This is a genomic window from Anthropogastromicrobium sp., from assembly GCF_037349415.1.
In the GTDB taxonomy this organism is placed as follows: Bacteria; Bacillota; Clostridia; order Lachnospirales; family Lachnospiraceae; genus Anthropogastromicrobium; species Anthropogastromicrobium aceti.
Map to the genome: position 1 here is coordinate 1 of NZ_JAXWCK010000034.1, position 19,375 is coordinate 19,375.

A 19,375-nucleotide genomic window follows, 5' to 3' on the forward strand; every position below is an offset into this window, starting at 1 on the left:
AAAAGTGACAAAAGTGCATCATCCTCAAAGGCGCGCACACCATGACCGATTCGGCGGGCACCCATCTCAATCGCACAGCGTACACTGTCGGCACCGGCGGCTTCTCCAGCATGAAGTGTAAATGGCACATCAAGCTTTGATGCAAGTGCAAATAGTTCTCTATAATCACTTGTCGCAAACAATCCTTCGGCACCGGCAAGATCAAGGGCAGTAATGCCGTCCTGTGTAGTTAAATATTCCTTTGCAAGCTGAACTGTTTCCAGATTGGCTTTTTCACGTCTCGGCCCACGCATACAGCAAAGGATGATACTGCTAGAAAGGTTAGACCTCGAAAGGCCATCAAGGGCAGCTTCTACAACTTCACGCTGACTTAAGCCTCTTTGCATAAAGGATTGAGGGGCAAATCGAAGCTCTGCATAGATGACATTTTGTGCGATCAGCTTTTCTTGAACTAGATAAAAAGCCTCGCTGATGCTTTCCTTTGTCTGTAATAGTGAGATTGGAAGATCAAAGCGGCGCAAATATTCGTTTAAGTCCTCGCAGTCAGGAGGGATGCTAAGAAGCTTAGAAAGCTCGGCATCGGAGGATGAGGGAAGCGTTTGATTTTGAAGTTTTGCAAGTACTTTTGCAATATCTAGTGTAATTGCACCGTCAAGATGTAAATGTAAGTCAATAAAATGTGTTGGAAGTGTAATCTTTTTTGTTGACATAACAAACCTACCTTTCGTATCAGTAGAATAAGTGTACGCCTTATCACAAAAAAAATCAAGAAGTTAAGAATTGAAATAGAAAATTGACAGATCGCGTACAGCGAAGTAGAATAAAAACTGAAATTGATTTAAAATACAAAATTGACTGTATAACAGTCAAGAAGGAGGAAGTATGGCAGAGTGGTTGAAAGATGCAGTTTTCTATGAGATTTATCCACAGTCTTTTCAGGATACCAACGCAGATGGAATCGGTGATTTTCAGGGAATCATTGATCATCTAGACTATATTAAGGAGTTGGGTTGCAATGCGATTTGGATGAATCCATGCTTTGAATCTCCATTTGGCGATGCTGGTTATGATGTGTCCGATTATTACACAGCAGCACCACGCTATGGAACCAATGAGGATTTGAAGAGACTGTTTGATGAGGTTCACAAGAGGGGAATGTATATTCTTCTGGATCTGGTTCCTGGGCACACGTCAGTAGAACATCCGTGGTTTAAGGAATCACTTAAGGCACAGAAAAATCCATATACCGATCGCTATATCTGGACAGACAATATCTGGGAGCAGCCAGAGGGAATTGCCTCGATCAAGGGTATTTCGGACAGAGACGGTTGTTGCGTGGTAAATTTCTTTTCCCACCAGCCGGCATTAAATTATGGTCACTATATCTGTGAGCGCTCGTGGCAGCAGCCGATGGATGCAGAGGGACCGAAGGCAACAATTGCTGAGATGGAAAATGTCATGCGCTTTTGGCTTCAGATGGGCTGCGATGGTTTCCGTGTCGATATGGCAGGCTCACTTGTAAAAAATGACCCTGATGGACTTGGAACTATTCGCCTGTGGCAGACCATTCGCCAATTTCTTGATAAAGAATTTCCAGAGGCAGCGATGGTATCAGAGTGGGGTGAGCCAGATAAGTCACTTCAGGCAGGTTTTGATATGGACTTTTTGCTGCACTTTGGACCATCTCACTACAATGATCTGTTTCGCTGTGAGGAACCGTATTTTTCCTCTAGAGGAAAGGGTAGCGCAGCAGCTTTTGTAGAAAATTATAAGGAGAGCCGCAAAAAGGCAGGAGAGAAGGGATTAATCTGTATTCCATCTGGAAACCATGATATGGATCGTTTGGCGAGAGTTTTGCACGGAGATGAGTTAAAGGTGGCATTTGCATTTCTTTTGACGATGCCAGGTGCACCATTTATCTATTATGGAGATGAGATTGGTCTTCGCTATGTCGAAAATTTGGTATCAGTTGAGGGCGGCTACAACCGTACTGGTTCCCGTTCTCCAATGCAGTGGAATCACGAGGTGAATTTTGGCTTTAGCAATGCGTCACCAGAAAAACTGTATATTCCGACTGATGACAAGCCAAACAGTCCGACAGTAGAGGATCAGATGAAGGATCCAAATTCTCTGTATTACGAGGTGAAAAAGCTGATTGCGCTTCGAAGAGAGCACAGTGCTTTGTTAAGTGATGGCAATATTGAGTTTGTATCAGATGGAGCAGATGGATCACCGCTTGCGTATATTCGAAGCAGTGCCGATGAGAAAATTTTGGTTGTCGTAAATCCAGCCGATCGCGAGGCAGTTTTGACTGTACCGGGCAGCTGGCAGCAGAATTTGTATCAGATTGGCGGCGCAGTGGTCGCAGAGAATGGTAAGCTTGTGATTCCGCCAAAGTCAGCCAACTTACTGCGATAAAATAAAATATCCACAAACATAGTTTTACAAATGTGGTGTTTTACCTTATTTGATAGAAAAAAATACAAGATTTGAGGAAAATTCATGATATATTTTCAGTGTGATTACGAGGAGGGCTGTCATCCAGCCATTTTAAAAAGACTTAATGAGACAAATCTGGAGCAGACGGTAGGATACAGTATGGATCCGTACTGTGCGAGTGCAAGAGAAAAGATTAAAAAGGCGGTTGGAAGACCGGATGCCGATGTGCATTTTCTTGTTGGAGGAACGCAGACTAATATGACTGTCATCGCGGCAGCGTTAAAGCCGTGGCAGGGCGCAATCTGTGCCGATACAGGTCATATTGCGTGCCATGAAACTGGAGCAGTCGAGGCAACTGGTCACAAGGTATTGGCACTTTCATCAGAGGATGGAAAGATTACAGCAGCTCAGATTGAGGAGACTGTGAAGAAGCACTATGAAGACGGCAGCCGTGAGCATATCGTACAGCCAGGTATGGTATATATTTCATTTCCGACTGAAAGCGGAACACTTTACAGCAAGCAGGAACTGACTGATATATATGCAGTCTGCAAAGAACATGATATGCCGCTTTTTATTGACGGTGCACGCCTTGGCTATGGCTTACAGAGTCCGGCATGTGATGTTACACTGCCAGAGCTTGCTAATCTTTGTGATGTATTTTATATCGGCGGAACAAAGTGCGGTGCGCTTTTCGGTGAGGCTGTTGTCATTTTGAAGGAATCACTTAAAAAGGATTTTCGCTATATGATTAAGCAGCGCGGCGGCATGTTTGCAAAGGGTCGTCTGTTAGGCATTCAGTTTGATACGCTGTTTACAGACGGTTTGTATGAAGCGATTTGCGGCGAGGCTGTAAAAAAGGCAATGACTCTGCGTAAGGCGTTTTTGGAAAAAGGAATTTCCATGTATGGAAGCTCTATGACAAATCAGCAGTTTCCGATTTTAACAGATGCACAAAAAGAAGCACTGGCGAAAGATTTTGCCTTTGAATATTGGGGAGAAGCAAAAGAAGGCAAATCGATTGTTCGTTTTTGCACAAGCTGGGCAACAAATGATGCGCAGATCAAGGCATTGACAGATGCAATTGCTGCACTGTAAGAGCTGACTAACAGCAAGCAATTCTATATGACTCTAAATAGTTACAAAAAAGGACCTTTGGCAAAAAAGCCATTGGTCCTTCTTTTTGTAAAATTAGTCATTATATCCGTTTGGATTCTTTGTCTGCCAGTTCCAGGAATCGGCGCACATCTCGTCGATATCGTACTGTGCAGTCCAACCAAGCTCAGCAGCAGCCTTATCGCACTTGGAGTAGCAGGTTGCGATATCACCGGCACGACGCGGCTTGATTACATATGGCAGCTTCTTGCCACATGCCTTCTCGAATGCATGGATGACATCAAGAACGCTGTAGCCCTTTCCAGTACCAAGATTGTAGATGCTGACACCTTCCTTATCGGCTAACTTCTGGATGGCCTTTACATGGCCTCTTGCAAGATCAACAACGTGGATGTAGTCACGGACACCAGTTCCGTCTGGTGTATCGTAGTCATCTCCGAATACGTTGATGCACTGAAGCTTTCCAATTGCAACCTGAGCAACATATGGAAGCAGGTTGTTCGGAATACCCTTTGGATCCTCACCGATCAGGCCGCTCTTATGAGCACCGATTGGATTGAAGTAGCGAAGCAGGATTACATTCCACTCTGGGTCAGCAGTGTGAATATCAGTTAATACCTGCTCAAGCATCCACTTGGTCCAGCCATATGGGTTAGTTGCAGTACCCTTCGGGCAGTTTTCAGTAATCGGGATCTCAGCTGGAGAACCATATACAGTAGCAGAAGAGCTAAAGATAATGTTCTTAACACCGTGATTGCGCATCTCATCACACAGAATCAGTGTGCCGGACATGTTGTTAGTGTAGTACTCGATTGGCTTTACAACAGATTCGCCGACAGCCTTGAGACCTGCAAAGTGGATGACTGCGTCAATTTTTTCATTATCGAAGATTGCCTTTACACCCTCACGGTCTAACATGTCAGTCTGGTAGAAAGTAACCTTCTTTCCGGTGATCTGCTCAATGCGTTCAACGGCCTTTATGTTGGCGTTGTACAGGTTGTCCATGATGACAACCTCATATCCCTCGTTCAACAGTTCGACGCAGGTATGGCTGCCGATATAGCCGGCGCCACCGGTAACTAAAATCTTCATGATAACCCCATTTCTGCGCTGCGATAAATAATAAATAGTAGTATCGTGTGTAATAAAATATTTAGTAGGCGTACAGACAATTTTGGCCGCAGCGCTAGCCGATTGCCTTAACGTGCATTTGGAAATCGTCTTGACTTTCCTCTACTTACAATTATAATGAGAGAGGAATGGTATGGCAACAACTATTTTCGAAAAAATTATAAGTATCTTGAGGTTTCTATGCAATTAAAAATTAATAATGAGAAAAAAGAACTGAAATTTCACGGAAGCTATGAATTTCCAGTGTTTGTTAGCCATGAAGTGCTGTCTGATTACGAGAGAGGTGCATTTGCCTGGCACTGGCATCCGGAGGTGGAGTTAACTTATATTGAGGAGGGACAAATCGAATATCAGGTAAATGATACTGTATATTGCCTTAAGGCAGGAGAAGGACTTTTTTGCAATGCAAATGCACTTCACACTGGTCATATGCTGAATCAGGGAGACTGCCGCTATCTTTCCGTTACATTTCATCCGCGAATGATTTATGGCTTTGAGGGAAGTGCAGTTGACAAAAAATATGTAGAGCCTGTAACAAGAAATGATTTGCTTGGAGGACTACATCTTGTGCCAGATACTGAGTGGCAAAAACAGATACTTTTGTTGATTCAAACTATTGTGACAGATTATGAGGGGCATTTGCCAGGATTTGAGCTTGTAATTTGTCAGACACTTTTGCAAATATGGAATACATTGTATACAAACGTATGGAGTGAAATTTCGCCAGATCCATCGGCTCAGTACAAAGATATTGAGCGTCTTAGAAAGACGATTACTTATTTGCAGGAGCATTATCATGAGCATGTGACTCTTGGAGCTATCGCAGAAAATGTTAATATCTGCGCGAGTGAATGCTGCCGTTTTTTCAAGCGTCATATGAATCAGACGATATTTGAATATTTGCTGGAATACCGCATTGAGAAAAGTCTGCCCCTTTTGATCAAGGGAGAAGACAGCATCACATCGATTGCCCAGATGGTTGGATTTTCTAATCCTGCCTATTTTGGAAAGGTATTTCATCAGGTGATGAGATGTTCACCGAGCGATTATCGAAAGTCTTTCATTTCGAAGACACAGAAAGTATAGTCAGACGATATGACAAAAGTTCCCTAAAGACATCATAATATTTTGTCGATATAGGGAACACAGGTTTGTATTGCGTGAAAAAACTGGAAAAATTTTTTCAAAGTTGCAAAAGCACCCACTACAATTGTGAATTCGATAGACACCAAATACAGTATAAATACATTGACAAAAACACAAGATGTTGTATAATGGTGAGGAACAAATTGATTAAGGGGGCTGCATAATGAAGATTATTAAAAGAAGCGGAGCAGAGGCAATCTTTGACGCAAATAAGATTGCACAGGCCGTGAAAAAGGCCAATGACAGCGTGGTTGAGGCTGAAAGACTGAGCTATCATCAGATCGCTCATATTGTGGAAAAAGTAGAGAAGCAGTGCCTTGCAGTGAATCGTTCCTTAAACGTGGAAGAAATACAGGATCTTGTGGAGAATGCCATTATGCGTGAGCAGGCCTTCTCTGTAGCGCGAAATTATGTAAGGTATCGTTATGAGCGCGAGTTAGCCAGAACACACAATACAACTGATGAACGTATCAAGAGTATTCTTGAGTGCAACAACGAAGAGGTAAAGCAGGAAAACTCAAATAAGAATCCGACTGTAAACAGTGTACAAAGGGACTACATTGCAGGTGAGGTAAATAAGGATTTTACAAGAAGATTTTTGCTGCCAGAGGATATTGTGGAGGCACATGATGCTGGAATCATTCATTTCCATGATACAGATTATTATGCACAGCACATGCACAACTGTTGTCTGATTAATCTTGAGGACATGCTGCAAAATGGCACTGTAATCAGTGAGACTATGCTTGAAAAGCCAAAGAGCTTTTCCACTGCATGTAACATTGCAACACAGGCCATCGCACAGGTAGCCAGTTCACAGTATGGCGGACAGAGTATTTCACTGGCACATCTTGCACCTTTTGTACAGATCAGCCGTGAGAAATTCCGTCGTATGGTTCGCAAGGAGATGGAAGAAGCAGGAATCCCGGTAACAGAGGAGCAGATCAATCTTATCGCAGAAAAGCGTGTAAAGGAAGAGATTAACCGTGGTGTTCAGGTAATTCAGTATCAGGTTATCACGCTTATGACAACAAATGGACAGGCACCGTTTATTACAGTATTTATGTATATTGATGAGGTACCGGAAGGTCAGACAAGAGAGGATCTTGTAGCGATTATCGAGGAGATGCTTCATCAGCGTATCAGAGGTGTCAAGAATGAGAAGGGTGTATGGATTACACCGGCATTCCCTAAGCTGATTTACGTACTCGAAGAGGATAATATTCACGAGGACAGCAAGTATTATTATCTGACAAAGCTTGCTGCAGAGTGTTCAGCGAAGAGACTTGTTCCAGATTATATTTCCGAGAAGGTTATGAAGGAACTCAAAGATGGAAACTGCTATCCATGTATGGGATGTCGTTCCTTCCTGACTGTATATCATGATGAAAATAATAAGCCAAAGTTTTATGGCCGTTTCAATCAGGGTGTTGTCACAATCAATCTTGTTGATGTTGCATGTTCATCAGGAAAGGATAAGGAGCGTTTCTGGAAGATCTTTGATGAGCGTCTTGAACTGTGTCACCGTGCATTAATGTGCAGACATAATCGTTTAAAGGGAACACCGTCTGATGTTGCACCGATTTTGTGGCAGTATGGTGCACTGGCTCGTTTAAAGAAGGGCGAGACAATCGATAAGCTGTTGTATAATGGCTATTCTACAATTTCCTTAGGCTATGCAGGTTTATGTGAGTGTGTTAAGTACATGACAGGAACAAGCCATACTGATCCTCAGGCAACTCCATTTGCACTTGAGATTATGCAGCATATGAATGATGCATGTGCAAAGTGGAAGGCAGAGCATAACATTGATTTTAGCTTGTATGGAACACCGCTTGAGTCCACTACATATAAGTTTGCAAAGTGTCTGCAGAAGCGTTTTGGACTGATTCCTGGAATCACAGATAAGAATTACATCACAAACAGCTATCATGTTCATGTAACAGAAAAGATCAATGCATTTGATAAGCTGAAGTTCGAGTCACAGTTCCAGAAGCTGTCTCCAGGTGGTGCAATCAGCTATGTTGAGGTTCCAAACATGCAGAACAATATCGATGCTGTTCTTTCTGTCATGAAATATATTTATGAAAATATCATGTATGCCGAGTTAAATACAAAGAGTGATTATTGTCAGGTATGCGGCTACAATGGAGAGATACAAATTGTATCAGATGATGACGGAAAGCTTGTATGGGAGTGTCCAAATTGTGGAAACCGCAATCAGGATAAGATGAATGTCGCAAGACGTACATGCGGCTACATCGGAACTCAGTTCTGGAATCAAGGAAGAACACAAGAGATTAAGGAACGTGTATTGCATCTGTAAGCTGCACATCTGTAAACATATGCGAATCTGTAAATTAATATAGTGTAAGAGAGACGTGTTGGGATTTTTATCTCATACACGTCTTTTCTTTCATCTTGCCAAGCGCCTTTTTCCATGTTATACTAAAGCGAACATGCCTTTTTGTTTTGAGGGTGTATTAAAGGAGAATGAAATGATTTCCTATATTTCAGGAGTATATGCCGGACACAGCACAGATGCCGTGGTAATTGAGTGCGGCGGAATTGGTTTTTGTATCCGGGTACCGGAGACTGTTTTGAATCGCCTTCCGGCAAAGAATAGCGAATTTAAACTGTATACATATCTTCATGTGAAGGAAGATGCTATGCAGCTATATGGTTTTATAAGTAAAGAGGAACAGGAAATGTTTGAGCTGCTGATTGGTGTCAGCGGTATTGGCCCGAAGGGAGCACTTGGCATTTTGTCAGCATTGTCAATGGACACACTTCGTTTTGCAATTTATGCACAGGATGCAAAGACGATTGCAAAGGCACCTGGCATTGGAATTAAGACAGCTCAGAAAATGATTCTTGAGTTAAAGGATAAAATTTCGCTTGCAGATACTCTTGGAGAGCAGTCTGCTATGGTTTCAGCTGGTGCTGTGGATTCGAAAACTAATGCAAATCGTGCTGAGGCAATTGAGGCATTGACAGCACTTGGCTTTAGTGCATCTGAGGCAGTCAAAGCAGTCTCTGGAGTTAAGGATATTGAGACACTAAGTACAGAAGCAATCATTAAGGCTGCGTTAAAGAAAACATTGTAAAAACCGCGGTGTCAGAAATTGTGTCTGCAGTGTCTGCTGTATATCTGGCCGAATAACTGCGAAGAAAAGAACAGAGGAACAACATGGAAAGAAGAATTATCACGACCCAGCTTGAAGAAAATGAAAACGTGCTGGAAAACCATCTCAGGCCGCAGTATCTGTCAGAGTATATCGGACAGGAAAAAGCCAAGGAGATTTTGAAAGTATATATAGAGGCAGCGAAGAAGAGAAAAGAAGCACTAGATCATGTGCTTTTATATGGTCCTCCGGGACTGGGAAAGACGACACTTGCCGGAATTATTGCAAATGAGATGGGCAGCAATATTAAAATTACGTCAGGCCCAGCCATTGAAAAGCCAGGCGATATGGCAGCTATTTTAAATAGTTTATCTGAAAATGACGTGCTTTTTGTCGATGAAATTCATCGCCTGAGCCGTCAGGTCGAGGAAGTTTTATATCCGGCAATGGAGGATTTTGAGATTGATATAATGATCGGAAAGGGCGCGACAGCGCGTTCTATCCGTTTGGATCTGCCTAAATTTACATTAGTGGGTGCAACAACAAGAGTTGGTCTTTTAACAGCACCTCTTCGTGACAGATTTGGTGTTGTGCATAAGCTTGATTTTTATACGACAAATGAGCTTGTGCAAGTGCTTGAGCGTTCTGCTAATGTACTAAATGTTACGCTTGAGAAAGAAGGTGCGTTAGAGCTTGCCCGCCGCTCAAGAGGAACACCGCGTCTTGCAAACCGTCTGTTAAAGCGTGTGCGTGATTTTGCGCAGGTGCGTTATGACAGTGTTATCACAAAAGAAGTTGCAGAGTATGCACTTGATCTTCTTGAGGTAGATCGCCTTGGACTTGACAAGGGAGACCGCGCAATTTTAGAGACAATTGCAGATAAGTTTGGCGGCGGTCCGGTGGGATTAGATACAATCGCAGCTGCATTAGGCGAAGATTCAGGCACGATTGAGGATGTTTATGAGCCATATTTGATTCAAAACGGACTGATCGAGCGTACACCAAGAGGAAGAGCAATCACACGTTTAGCTTATGAGCACCTTCACAGACCGGTGCCTAAAGTATGAGATTTTTGAGGGTTTTAAGAACATGGAAAGAAATAGTACAGATGTTATAATAGAAGATAAGGTGTATAAGATCAGCACCGATCAGGATGCATCCTACGTAAGAGAGCTTGCAGAGTATATTAATGAAAAAATGGAGCTTTTGCATCGTCAGTCAGCGTACAGCAAGCAGGCAAATGCTTTTCGCCAGATCATTTTGCTTATGAATATGGCAGATGATTACTGTCGCATGAAGCAGCAGGCAGAGGAAGCAACAAGAAAGTACGAGCAGCAGGAAGCAGAATTTTACAATATGAAGCGCGAGATGGTCAATATGCAGATGACAATAGCAAGCTTAAAAAAGCAGCTGCAGGAGAAGCCCAAGACACAGGCAGTATGTCCATATCTGCAGTCGTTAGCAAAAGAGGCAGAGGCAAAAAATACACAGACCGCGCAGGCATCACAAGAGAAAAAACAATATCCGCCGTATGGATCATTCGCAAACAGTGCAGCGGCACACAAGAAAAAATAAACTATAGAAAAGCCCGGGCAGTGTGCCGGGGCTTTGTGCTTTAAGTCAATAGTTATTAATTAAAGATAATTTACAAGGAAAGGCAGGCATAAAAGATGAAACAAATAGCAGAGCTGCTCGCACCAGCCGGGTCTGTAGAGACGATGTACGCGGCCTTTGCGGCAGGTGCAGATGCTGTATATATAGGCGGAAGCCGCTTTGGAGCGAGAGCCTATGCAGACAATGCAGAGAGTGAATCACTTTTAGATGCGATTGATTATGCACATTTGCATGGAAAAAAATTATATCTTACGGTCAACACGTTATTAAAAGAACAGGAAATGAATGAACTGTATGAGTATCTTTTGCCTTTTTATTGTCAGGGACTCGATGCAGTGATTGTGCAGGATTTTGGTGTCTTTCGCCGTGTGCGTGAGTGGTTTCCAGATCTTGCGATACATGCCAGCACACAGATGATAATGAGCGGAGAGCTTTCAGCAGAAAAATTAAAAGAACTCGGTGCAACGCGTATAGTAACGCCACGTGAGCTTTCACTTAATGAAATTCGCAGCATTCATAAAAGCTGTGATCTGGAAATTGAGAGCTTTGTGCATGGAGCACTTTGCTATTGCTACTCAGGTCAGTGTCTGTTTTCAAGTATTGCAGGCGGACGAAGCGGCAATAGAGGACGCTGTGCGCAGCCATGTCGTATGGCGTATAGCGTTGAACAAAATGGAAAAGTGATTTTGCCGCAGCAAAAGGGCTATATTTTAAGTCCAAAGGATCTATGTACAATAGAAATTTTACCGCAGCTTATAGAGGCAGGAGTGTATTCCCTTAAAATTGAAGGAAGAATGAAAAAGCCAGAGTACACAGCAGGTGTAGTCAGCATTTACCGCAAGTATCTTGATCGTTACCTGGCAAATCCAAAAGCGCCATATCGTGTGTCTGAGGCAGACAAGAAGCATTTGCTTGGTCTGTTTAACAGAAAAGGATTTACAGATGGCTATTATACAAGACATAACGGCACTTCCATGATAACATATACGGCACCTGATTTTCGTGCAGGAGAGGATGTATTCCTTGAAAAGATCCGTACCGACTATATTGGAACAAAATTGAAAGAAAATATAAAAGGAACGGTAAAGATTTATCAGGGAAAACCTGCTATACTATCTGTGACTGCGGCTGCAGCGTGTGAAGATGGTCATGTGAGCGTGCTGCAAAAAAAAGAGATTACTGTCAGTGCAGGTATGGTGCAGGAAGCAAAAAGCCGCCCGCTCACAAAGGAAGCGATTCAAAAGCAAATGGAAAAGCTTGGCGATACTGATTTTTCATGGGAGTCTCTTACGATTGAGACAGATGAAGCATCATTTTGCCCAGTTGGTGTGCTAAACGAGCTTAGAAGAGCAGGAGTACAGTCAATCAAAGATGAGCTTCTTAAAGTATGGCACAGAGAATCTGTCATATCAGGAGAGACTTTCAAAGAGAAAGCACAGAAGACAGTGACAGATGTGCAAGGTTTGGCATTGATTTGGCATGCATCGGCTGAGACAAAAGAGCAATTTGAAGTGCTTTTATCGCAGGATTGGATTAGTCAGGTGACAATTGACAGTCATATATGTGAGCCAGATCAATATGAGAAATTCGTGCAAAAAGCACATCAGGCAGGAAAAATGTGTTTCTTATATTTGCCAAAGGTCTTTCGTCAGGAGAATGAGCCATGGTATTTAGAGCATAAAGAAATCATTAGTGACGCGGGCTTTGATGGCATTTTGGCTTCTACGCCGGAGGCGTGGCTATTTGCGCAGAAATATCTGCTGCCAGGAAAGGTATCAGCGGATCATAGTCTGTATAGCTGGAATACACAGGCTGCGAAGGAGCTTTCTTCATGGGGAAATCAATACAGGACGCTTTCTGTTGAGCTAAATAGAAAAGAGTTGGAGGCATCGGCAGATTTGACAAGCGAACTTATTGTGTATGGCAGGATTCCAATGATGGTGTCTGCACAGTGTATTTGTAAAAATACGATTGGATGTAAAAAACAGCCAGTAGAACTGACACTTGTAGACCGAATGAGAAACCGTTTTCCTGTTAAAAATAATTGCAGGGAATGTTATAACGTGATTTATAACAGTCTGCCGCTGTCTCTGGCCGATCAGTGGTCGTCTGTGCGTACACTTTCGCTTCGCAGTGTAAGATTAAGTTTTACTACAGAAACACAAACGCAGATGGCAGAGGTATTAGCTGTATACAAAGAGCTTGCTAAGACAGGAAAGACGTCGGCAAAACTTGAAAATACAACACGCGGTCATTATAAAAGAGGCGCTGAGTAAAAAAAGGTCAGCAGTATACTAGACAACGAAAGGGAAGAATAGATGACAACATTATTAACGAGTGTATGTAAATATTCGATGATCATTGTGATGATCTTATATACGGTGCTGGCATTTTGGTCACTTCGATATAAGAGTGTTGAAAATATGAGAGGGTGTTATTGGGGAATGAACCTTTTGACCTTTTCATTTTTGACATTAGGTTTTGCTGTGATCGCAGTGAAAGAGAGAAGCATACTGATAGTGGGCTACTATGCAGCTATTATGCTTTATTTTATGGTGTATCTACTTGTATACCGCCATATGTACAAAAAAGCAAATTTAGCGCTGCTAAGCCATATGCTTATGTTTTTGTCAATTGGTTTTATACTGCTTACAAGGCTAAATCCAAAACAGTCAATAAAGCAGTATATTATAGTAGTAGGTTCCTCTGTGCTTACACTAATAGTTCCCAAAATGTTTGCAAAACTGAAGGCTGCACGTAACTGGGCAATTGTGATGGGCATCATCGGTATTTTGATGCTTGGCATAGTGCTTGTGCTTGGTAAAATTACAAGAGGTGCAAATCTTTACATCAATCTGGGATTTTTCAGCTTTCAGCCGTCTGAGTTTGTAAAGATAAGCTTTGTATTGCTGATTGCGGTACTGCTTCGTGAGCGCACAGATATAAAGCGTGTACTTTTGTCGGCAGTAATCGCAGCAGTTCACGGAATAATTCTTGTTGCCTCAAGAGACCTTGGTGCTGCACTCATTTTCTTTGTTTCTTACTTGATGATGTTATATGTGGCAACGAAACAGAAAGCTTATCTTTTTATTGGATTGATTGTCGGCTTTTTTGCCTGCATCGCAGCGTATTATCTGTTTGCCCATGTGCGTGTGCGTGTTCAGACATGGCTTCATCCATTTGCTGATTTTTACGGAAAAGGAAATCAGATTGGAAATTCCTTGTTTGGAATTGGAACAGGCGGATGGTTCGGACAGGGACTTTACAAAGGACAGCCATCTAAAACACCAGAGGTTATCATGGACTGTATCTTTACAGCAGTCTGCGAGGAGCTTGGCGGTATCATTGGCATTTGTCTGATTTTAATTTGTATTGCATGTCTGTTAATGTTTATTGCAGTCGCAGCAGAGCTGTATCTTCCATTTTATAAGCTGATTGGAATTGGTCTTACAGCCATATATGGCACACAGGTCTTTTTGACAATCGGAGGCGGAATTAAATTTATTCCGCTTACAGGTGTAACACTTCCACTAGTCAGCTATGGAGGAAGCTCTGTGTTAAGTACATTTATTATTTTTGGAATCATGCAGGAACTGTATATCAAACGTCAGAATGAGGTGGAAAGACTTGAGAGAATCAAAGAAAGAGTCCATTATTAACGAGAAAGAAGCAGCTGTAAAGAAAAACGAAGAAGTAAAACCAGAAAAAAAGAATGAAGAAACAGCTGAAGAGAAACAGGAGCAAAAGCCAGAAATCAAAAAAGAAAAAATAAAACAAGAAGAAATAAAACAAGAACCAAAGGCGCAGAAAAAAGTAAAAAACACCACTAAAAAAGGGGTAAAAAAAGAAAAAAAGCCGACAAGCCGCCAGTATGAAATTAAAGTGGCAGGTACAATTTTAGTATCACTGCTTGGTGCAATGCTTTTGTATTTTATTTATTTTGAGGTGAAAGGAAAGGATGATGTTCTTTCAAGTAAATATAATACAAGACAGCAAAATATGGCACAGCTGATTCGAAAGGGTGATATTGTTACAAGTGATGGTGTTGTAGTGGCGACTACGCAGACAAGAGAGGATGGAACTGAGGTGCGCGCATATCCATACACAAATTGGTATGCGCATACAGTAGGTTATTCCGTGCTTGGTGGCTATGGTCTTGAAGATACTCAGAAGTTAAATCTTCTGACAAGTCATGTTGATTTTTGGACAAAGTTAAAAAATGAGTTTCTTGGTGTTAAGACACAGGGAGATACGCTTGTGACAACACTTGATTCTGGTTTGCAGGATTTTTGTTATAGACAACTTGATGGAAAGACAGGCTCAATTACTGTGGTGGAGCCATCTACTGGAAAGATTTTGGCTATGGTTTCTTCGCCTAATTTTGATCCAAACACAGTAGAGGAGCAATGGAGCTGGCTGACATCAGAGGAAAATACAACGCAGAACATGATGAATCATGCAACGCAGGGAACTTATCCTCCGGGATCTACCTTTAAGCTTATTACATTGCTTGAATATATTCGTGAAAATCCAGATACATGGCAGGATTTTCACTATACTTGCACCGGAACATATACAAACGGTGATTACGTTGTAAACTGTCATGATGGTGTTGCGCATGGAGAACTGGATATTTATGGAATTTTAGGTATGTCGTGCAATGGCGCGTTTGATACGATAGCACAGACACTTAATTCAACAAAATGGCAGAAGCTGGCAGAGGATTTTGGATACAATCAAAGTGACAGAAGTCAGGTGGATTTCCCGTACAAAAAGAGCCATTTTGATATTGCCTCAGATGACAGCGTGTGGTCAAGAATGCAGCTTGCCATTGGACAGGGAACAACAACTGTAACACCGTTATTAAATCTGATGATATATGCAGCTATCGCAAATGATGGTGTAATGATGACACCTTATCTGGTAGATCACTATCTGGATGCAGATGGAAATGTTGTAGAACAGACAAAGCCAAAGGCGCTGCGCAGTGTGTGCACAAAGGCAGAAGCAGAACTGATGGATGAATTTCTAACATATGTTATTACAAATGGAACGGCAGCAGCCGGAGGCAGCCAATATGCGAGAGTATCTGGAAAAACAGGATCAGCGCAGTATGATTCCACAAAAAATTATCATGCATGGTTCTGTGGTTATGGAACAAATGATGTAAGTGAAATCGCAGTATGTGTCATGATTGAAAAGGGCGGTGCCGGCGGAATTGTTGCAGCACCGGTTGCGGGACAAATTTTTGATTATTATTTCAGCAGATAAAAAAAACCTTGAAACTGTATGCATTTTCAAGTATACTTATTTTATATGATGCCAGGGCAGAGATTTGCCCTGGCCAAAACACACCATAGTCAGGAGGAATTGCAATGATAGAAGCAACGAGCTGTGGCGGTGTGGTGATATTTCGCGGTAAAATTTTAGTCTTATATAAGAATTACAAGAGCAAGTATGAAGGCTGGGTATTACCGAAGGGAACCGTTGAACCCGGAGAGGAGCATTGGCAGACAGCGCTGCGCGAGGTACGGGAAGAAACAGGTGTCGAGGCATCCATTGTGAAATATATCGGTGTAAGTGAGTATACATTCCATGTACCGCAGGATATTGTAGAAAAAGAAGTGCACTGGTATCTAATGATGGCAGACAGTTACTACAGTAAGCCGCAGAAGGAAGAGTATTTTGTAGATTCCGGATATTATAAGTATCATGAGGCGTATCATCTGCTGAAGTTTTCAAATGAAAAGCAGATACTCGAGAGAGCGTACAATGAATACCTGAATCTGAAACGGGATAATTTGTGGGGAATCCACAGAATTAACCGTATCGGATAAGGTATGCAGACGTTTTGCATTGACATAATAGATCAGACAGGATAAGGTGAGAGTATGAGATTTCGACCATGTATTGATATCCATAATGGTATCGTGAAGCAAATTGTTGGAAGTTCTTTGAAGGATGAGAATGATCAGGCATCAGAGAATTATGTGGCAAATCGTGATGCATCGTGGTTTGCAAAGCGTTATAAGCAAGACGGATTGCAGGGAGGACATGTGATTCTTTTGAATCCACAGTCCTCCCCGTATTATGAAAAGACAAAAAAGCAGGCACTTGAAGCACTGCATGCATATGAGGGAGGATTGCAGGCTGGCGGCGGTATCACTCCAGATAATGCACTTGATTTTTTGCGCGCAGGTGCATCTCATGTAATTGTCACATCATATGTGTTTAACGATGGATGTATTCAGTATGACCGTTTGAAAAAACTGACACAGTTAGTTGGAAAACAAAGGCTAGTTCTTGATGTAAGCTGTAGAAAGATAGATGAAGGCTACTGTATCATGACAGACCGTTGGCAGAAGTTTACAAAGGAAGTAGTTACACTGCCATTATTGGAGGAGCTGTCTGCATATTGTGATGAATTTTTAGTACATGCTGTCGATGTAGAAGGCAAAAATGGAGGAATAGAGACGGGACTTGTTAGGATGCTGTCTGATTATGACGGTATTCCTGTTACATATGCCGGAGGAGTTCATAGTTGGGATGATATTGAGCTTCTCAAAAAACTGGGCAAAGGAAAGATTGATATGACAATTGGAAGTGCACTTGATTTGTTTGGTGGAACATTGTCATATGAGCGTCTTGCAGCGATGCATTTTTAACGAAAAGGAGAAAAAATGGATAACACAAATATTCTTTATGGAAAAAAATGGGCAGTTTGCGGTGATAGTTTTACAAATGGAGATTTTTCTGGAGGATATAGCGAGACATTTGAAGATGGTCCGTTTGCCGGAAAATATAAGACATATGGTTATTTAATAGCTGAAAGAAATCAGATGACAGTGCAGCATTTGGCAGTAGGTGGCCAGACAATGGCGATGCCGCCTATTCCAGGCACTTTTTCCAATTCATTTTCCAATGGAATTTATAAGACTATTGATGAGGATGTTGATTACATCACATTGTACTACGGAATCAATGATTCACACCACAGACCATCATCAACAGGAAGCGATGGCGAAGATCAGACAGGAATAATTCATTTGGGCACGATTGATGATACTGATAATACTACATTTTATGGTGCTTGGAATGTTGTTTTGGAATATCTGATTGCGCATCATCCGTATGCACATATTGGCATTTTAGTGTCAAATGGATGTGAGACTGATGATTATCGTCTGGCAACCATTGAGGTGGCAAAGAAATGGGGCATTCCATATATCGACTTAAACGGAGATGAGCGAACACCAATGATGCATCGCTCTACAAACCCTGCTCATTGTGATCGTGCAAAAGAGCTTCGCATGGAAGCATTTAAGGTGGGAGGAAGAAACTCTCATCCAAATATCAAAGCTCATCTGTATGAGAGTTGGTTCATCGAAGATTTCCTGCGTACATTATAATGCTTTTGTCACAGGTCCATCAATCCTATTAAACTTTTTTTGATGTCAAACAAATCTATGAATCGTACCCTAACGATCACACCATCATCTGAAGTAAACTTGATTCCTTTTTCATGCTCTATCTTTTGACTGACTTTTTCAGTCATTGGATAGAGCATTGTAATGTTTTTGGCATTGTATTTTTTCTGGTATGCATACATCTGGTACATATCCGCCTGAGAGATCCCCCAATTTACTTTTTGGCTGGAGAGAAGTTTCCATTTCGTATCACAAATAAAAATGGCGTTGTCATGTTTTCTGGTGATTACAATATCTGGCCGTAATATAAATTTCTTATTAGGCTGTGTGAACAGATAATGTGTGGCATCTTGTATGGAGATTGAAAAATCCTCTGCCGGTAGAAATTTTTTTAACTGCACGGCAACATAGCGCTCAAATAGTGTTTCCATAGGAAACATAAGAGAAAATGCAGCACCAGAGCCAGAAAACGAAGAAAAACTTTTTCCACTCAAGAAAAGTTGGCACCATAGAAGGAGTGTGGAATAGTCCCTGCTATGACTTTTATTTTTAAAGTTCACATTGTTTTTTGAATTGTAATCAAGTCCTATTTTTGAAAAATCACTGGCATAGTCTGTAGAAAACGGGACATTACTAAAAGCAGCAAGCAATGTTTTTATATCGTTCTTGTTTCTCAAAGAGCGTGTTTGTTTATATAAAAGCATTAATGTCGATTTGATCAGTCTGTTTTCAGGGCAGTTAGGTGTAAATTCATCAGATTCTGTGAAAACACGTTCTTTGTGGGAAATATTGTATTTTTGCTGCTCAGGAAACAAAATTTTTCCCTTAAAATAAGATCTGTTTTCAGCTATGGTTTCATAGTTGCTGCGCAGTCCATGTTTTGCCAAACAAAATGCTTCAACGATAAACATTCGTATGAAGATATCCAAAATCGGCATTTTTTCAATATCGACATCTGTAACTTGCAAGCTTTTATATGAGATATTCGTGAGTGATTTGATCATGTCTGTCACAAGTTTTTTGATTTTTTGATTGCTTTTTTGCGTGTTAGAGACAATCTTTGGTAAGATTTCAATGGCAGTGCCATCATCGAATGTAATAACACCGATATAGTTTTTGGCAGTTATAATTTTGCCGATTTCTTTTCTGAATGAAATCCCCATTAGCTCTAAGGCATTTGTGTCACTGCTTGTGCCGAAAAACTTATGAAACGTATGAGTGGAGCTTACATTTTTACTGGAGAGAATAAAGTTTTCCAGCTGCTCAAATATGGTAGGCGGCAGAGTAGTGTATCCCTCTATTTGTCTGCCTGTGATAAAAGATCCATATTCGCTTATCTGATAAATTGTTTTTGACATATATGATCCTTTCAACTTT

The 19,375-nt window shown here is 41.5% G+C and carries 15 protein-coding genes and 1 pseudogene; 13 read left to right on the forward strand and 3 right to left on the reverse strand.

The window, feature by feature from the left end:
* A pseudogene (locus WJP93_RS07340) lies at positions 1-710 on the reverse strand (adenosine deaminase); the annotation flags it as partial.
* 172 nt (positions 711-882) lie between these two features.
* Here WJP93_RS07340 and WJP93_RS07345 point away from each other — a divergent pair.
* Together WJP93_RS07345 and WJP93_RS07350 are read left to right on the forward strand one after the other, a co-directional pair.
* Positions 883-2,418 (forward strand): alpha-amylase family glycosyl hydrolase, encoded by a 1,536-nt coding sequence (locus WJP93_RS07345; RefSeq protein WP_337547556.1) that lies wholly within the window; start codon positions 883-885, stop codon positions 2,416-2,418.
* An 84-nt stretch (positions 2,419-2,502) separates the two neighbouring features.
* Positions 2,503-3,537 carry an aminotransferase class I/II-fold pyridoxal phosphate-dependent enzyme gene (locus WJP93_RS07350; protein ID WP_337547557.1) on the forward strand — a complete coding sequence of 345 codons (1,035 nt, stop codon included), beginning with the start codon at positions 2,503-2,505 and terminating at the stop codon, positions 3,535-3,537.
* 93 nt (positions 3,538-3,630) lie between these two features.
* Here WJP93_RS07350 and galE read toward each other — a convergent pair whose 3' ends face one another.
* Complete coding sequence (gene galE, locus WJP93_RS07355; protein WP_337547559.1) at positions 3,631-4,647, reverse strand: UDP-glucose 4-epimerase GalE; 1,017 nt, start codon at positions 4,645-4,647, stop codon at positions 3,631-3,633.
* A gap of 219 nt (positions 4,648-4,866) precedes the next feature.
* Here galE and WJP93_RS07360 point away from each other — a divergent pair, with 219 nt between their 5' ends.
* From WJP93_RS07360 to WJP93_RS07410, 11 genes are all read left to right on the forward strand, one after another.
* A complete protein-coding gene (locus tag WJP93_RS07360; protein ID WP_066557844.1) occupies positions 4,867-5,772 on the forward strand; it encodes an AraC family transcriptional regulator in 906 nt (301 codons plus the stop codon).
* Between the two features lie 223 nt (positions 5,773-5,995).
* Positions 5,996-8,158 (forward strand): anaerobic ribonucleoside-triphosphate reductase, encoded by a 2,163-nt coding sequence (gene nrdD / locus WJP93_RS07365; protein WP_337547561.1) that lies wholly within the window; start codon positions 5,996-5,998, stop codon positions 8,156-8,158.
* 172 nt (positions 8,159-8,330) lie between these two features.
* Positions 8,331-8,939: a Holliday junction branch migration protein RuvA gene (gene ruvA, locus WJP93_RS07370; protein WP_118614607.1), complete on the forward strand. Its 609-nt coding sequence runs from the start codon at positions 8,331-8,333 to the stop codon at positions 8,937-8,939.
* Positions 8,940-9,022: 83 nt separating this feature from the next.
* A complete protein-coding gene (ruvB, locus tag WJP93_RS07375) occupies positions 9,023-10,024 on the forward strand; it encodes a Holliday junction branch migration DNA helicase RuvB (protein WP_118614555.1) in 1,002 nt (333 codons plus the stop codon).
* Positions 10,025-10,046: 22 nt separating this feature from the next.
* Complete coding sequence (locus WJP93_RS07380) at positions 10,047-10,532, forward strand: cell division protein ZapA (protein WP_066557855.1); 486 nt, start codon at positions 10,047-10,049, stop codon at positions 10,530-10,532.
* A 95-nt stretch (positions 10,533-10,627) separates the two neighbouring features.
* A complete protein-coding gene (locus tag WJP93_RS07385; RefSeq protein WP_337547566.1) occupies positions 10,628-12,847 on the forward strand; it encodes a DUF3656 domain-containing protein in 2,220 nt (739 codons plus the stop codon).
* 42 nt (positions 12,848-12,889) lie between these two features.
* Entirely contained in the window at positions 12,890-14,230 is a 1,341-nt protein-coding gene (locus WJP93_RS07390) for an FtsW/RodA/SpoVE family cell cycle protein (RefSeq protein WP_227102079.1), read from the forward strand.
* Positions 14,199-15,842 carry a penicillin-binding transpeptidase domain-containing protein gene (locus WJP93_RS07395; protein WP_337547568.1) on the forward strand — a complete coding sequence of 548 codons (1,644 nt, stop codon included), beginning with the start codon at positions 14,199-14,201 and terminating at the stop codon, positions 15,840-15,842. Before WJP93_RS07390 ends, WJP93_RS07395 begins: the two co-directional genes overlap by 32 nt.
* A 104-nt stretch (positions 15,843-15,946) precedes the next feature.
* Positions 15,947-16,408, forward strand: coding sequence for an NUDIX hydrolase (locus WJP93_RS07400; RefSeq protein ID WP_066557863.1), 462 nt, complete (start codon positions 15,947-15,949; stop codon positions 16,406-16,408).
* Positions 16,409-16,462: 54 nt separating this feature from the next.
* Positions 16,463-17,236, forward strand: a complete 774-nt coding sequence (gene hisA, locus WJP93_RS07405) for a phosphoribosylformimino-5-aminoimidazole carboxamide ribotide isomerase (protein WP_227102077.1) — start codon at positions 16,463-16,465, stop codon at positions 17,234-17,236.
* A 15-nt stretch (positions 17,237-17,251) separates the two neighbouring features.
* Positions 17,252-17,980, forward strand: a complete 729-nt coding sequence (locus WJP93_RS07410) for a GDSL-type esterase/lipase family protein (RefSeq protein WP_337547571.1) — start codon at positions 17,252-17,254, stop codon at positions 17,978-17,980.
* A gap of 8 nt (positions 17,981-17,988) precedes the next feature.
* On the opposite strand, the gene WJP93_RS07415 is transcribed toward WJP93_RS07410, so the two are convergent.
* A complete protein-coding gene (locus tag WJP93_RS07415; protein ID WP_337547573.1) occupies positions 17,989-19,356 on the reverse strand; it encodes a restriction endonuclease in 1,368 nt (455 codons plus the stop codon).
* Between the last annotated feature and the right edge of the window lie 19 nt (positions 19,357-19,375).

Excerpts from the sequence above, each read along its gene's own strand:
- hisA (WP_227102077.1), top strand. The coding sequence starts at position 16,463 with ATGAGATTTCGACCATGTATTGATATCCATAATGGTATCGTGAAGCAA.
- ruvB (WP_118614555.1), top strand. The coding sequence starts at position 9,023 with ATGGAAAGAAGAATTATCACGACCCAGCTTGAAGAAAATGAAAACGTG.
- WJP93_RS07385 (WP_337547566.1), top strand. The coding sequence starts at position 10,628 with ATGAAACAAATAGCAGAGCTGCTCGCACCAGCCGGGTCTGTAGAGACG.
- WJP93_RS07360 (WP_066557844.1), top strand. The coding sequence starts at position 4,867 with ATGCAATTAAAAATTAATAATGAGAAAAAAGAACTGAAATTTCACGGA.
- WJP93_RS07390 (WP_227102079.1), top strand. The coding sequence starts at position 12,890 with ATGACAACATTATTAACGAGTGTATGTAAATATTCGATGATCATTGTG.
- galE (WP_337547559.1), bottom strand. The coding sequence starts at position 4,647 with ATGAAGATTTTAGTTACCGGTGGCGCCGGCTATATCGGCAGCCATACC.
- WJP93_RS07380 (WP_066557855.1), top strand. The coding sequence starts at position 10,047 with ATGGAAAGAAATAGTACAGATGTTATAATAGAAGATAAGGTGTATAAG.
- ruvA (WP_118614607.1), top strand. The coding sequence starts at position 8,331 with ATGATTTCCTATATTTCAGGAGTATATGCCGGACACAGCACAGATGCC.
- WJP93_RS07410 (WP_337547571.1), top strand. The coding sequence starts at position 17,252 with ATGGATAACACAAATATTCTTTATGGAAAAAAATGGGCAGTTTGCGGT.
- nrdD (WP_337547561.1), top strand. The coding sequence starts at position 5,996 with ATGAAGATTATTAAAAGAAGCGGAGCAGAGGCAATCTTTGACGCAAAT.
- WJP93_RS07350 (WP_337547557.1), top strand. The coding sequence starts at position 2,503 with ATGATATATTTTCAGTGTGATTACGAGGAGGGCTGTCATCCAGCCATT.
- WJP93_RS07345 (WP_337547556.1), top strand. The coding sequence starts at position 883 with ATGGCAGAGTGGTTGAAAGATGCAGTTTTCTATGAGATTTATCCACAG.
- WJP93_RS07415 (WP_337547573.1), bottom strand. The coding sequence starts at position 19,356 with ATGTCAAAAACAATTTATCAGATAAGCGAATATGGATCTTTTATCACA.
- WJP93_RS07400 (WP_066557863.1), top strand. The coding sequence starts at position 15,947 with ATGATAGAAGCAACGAGCTGTGGCGGTGTGGTGATATTTCGCGGTAAA.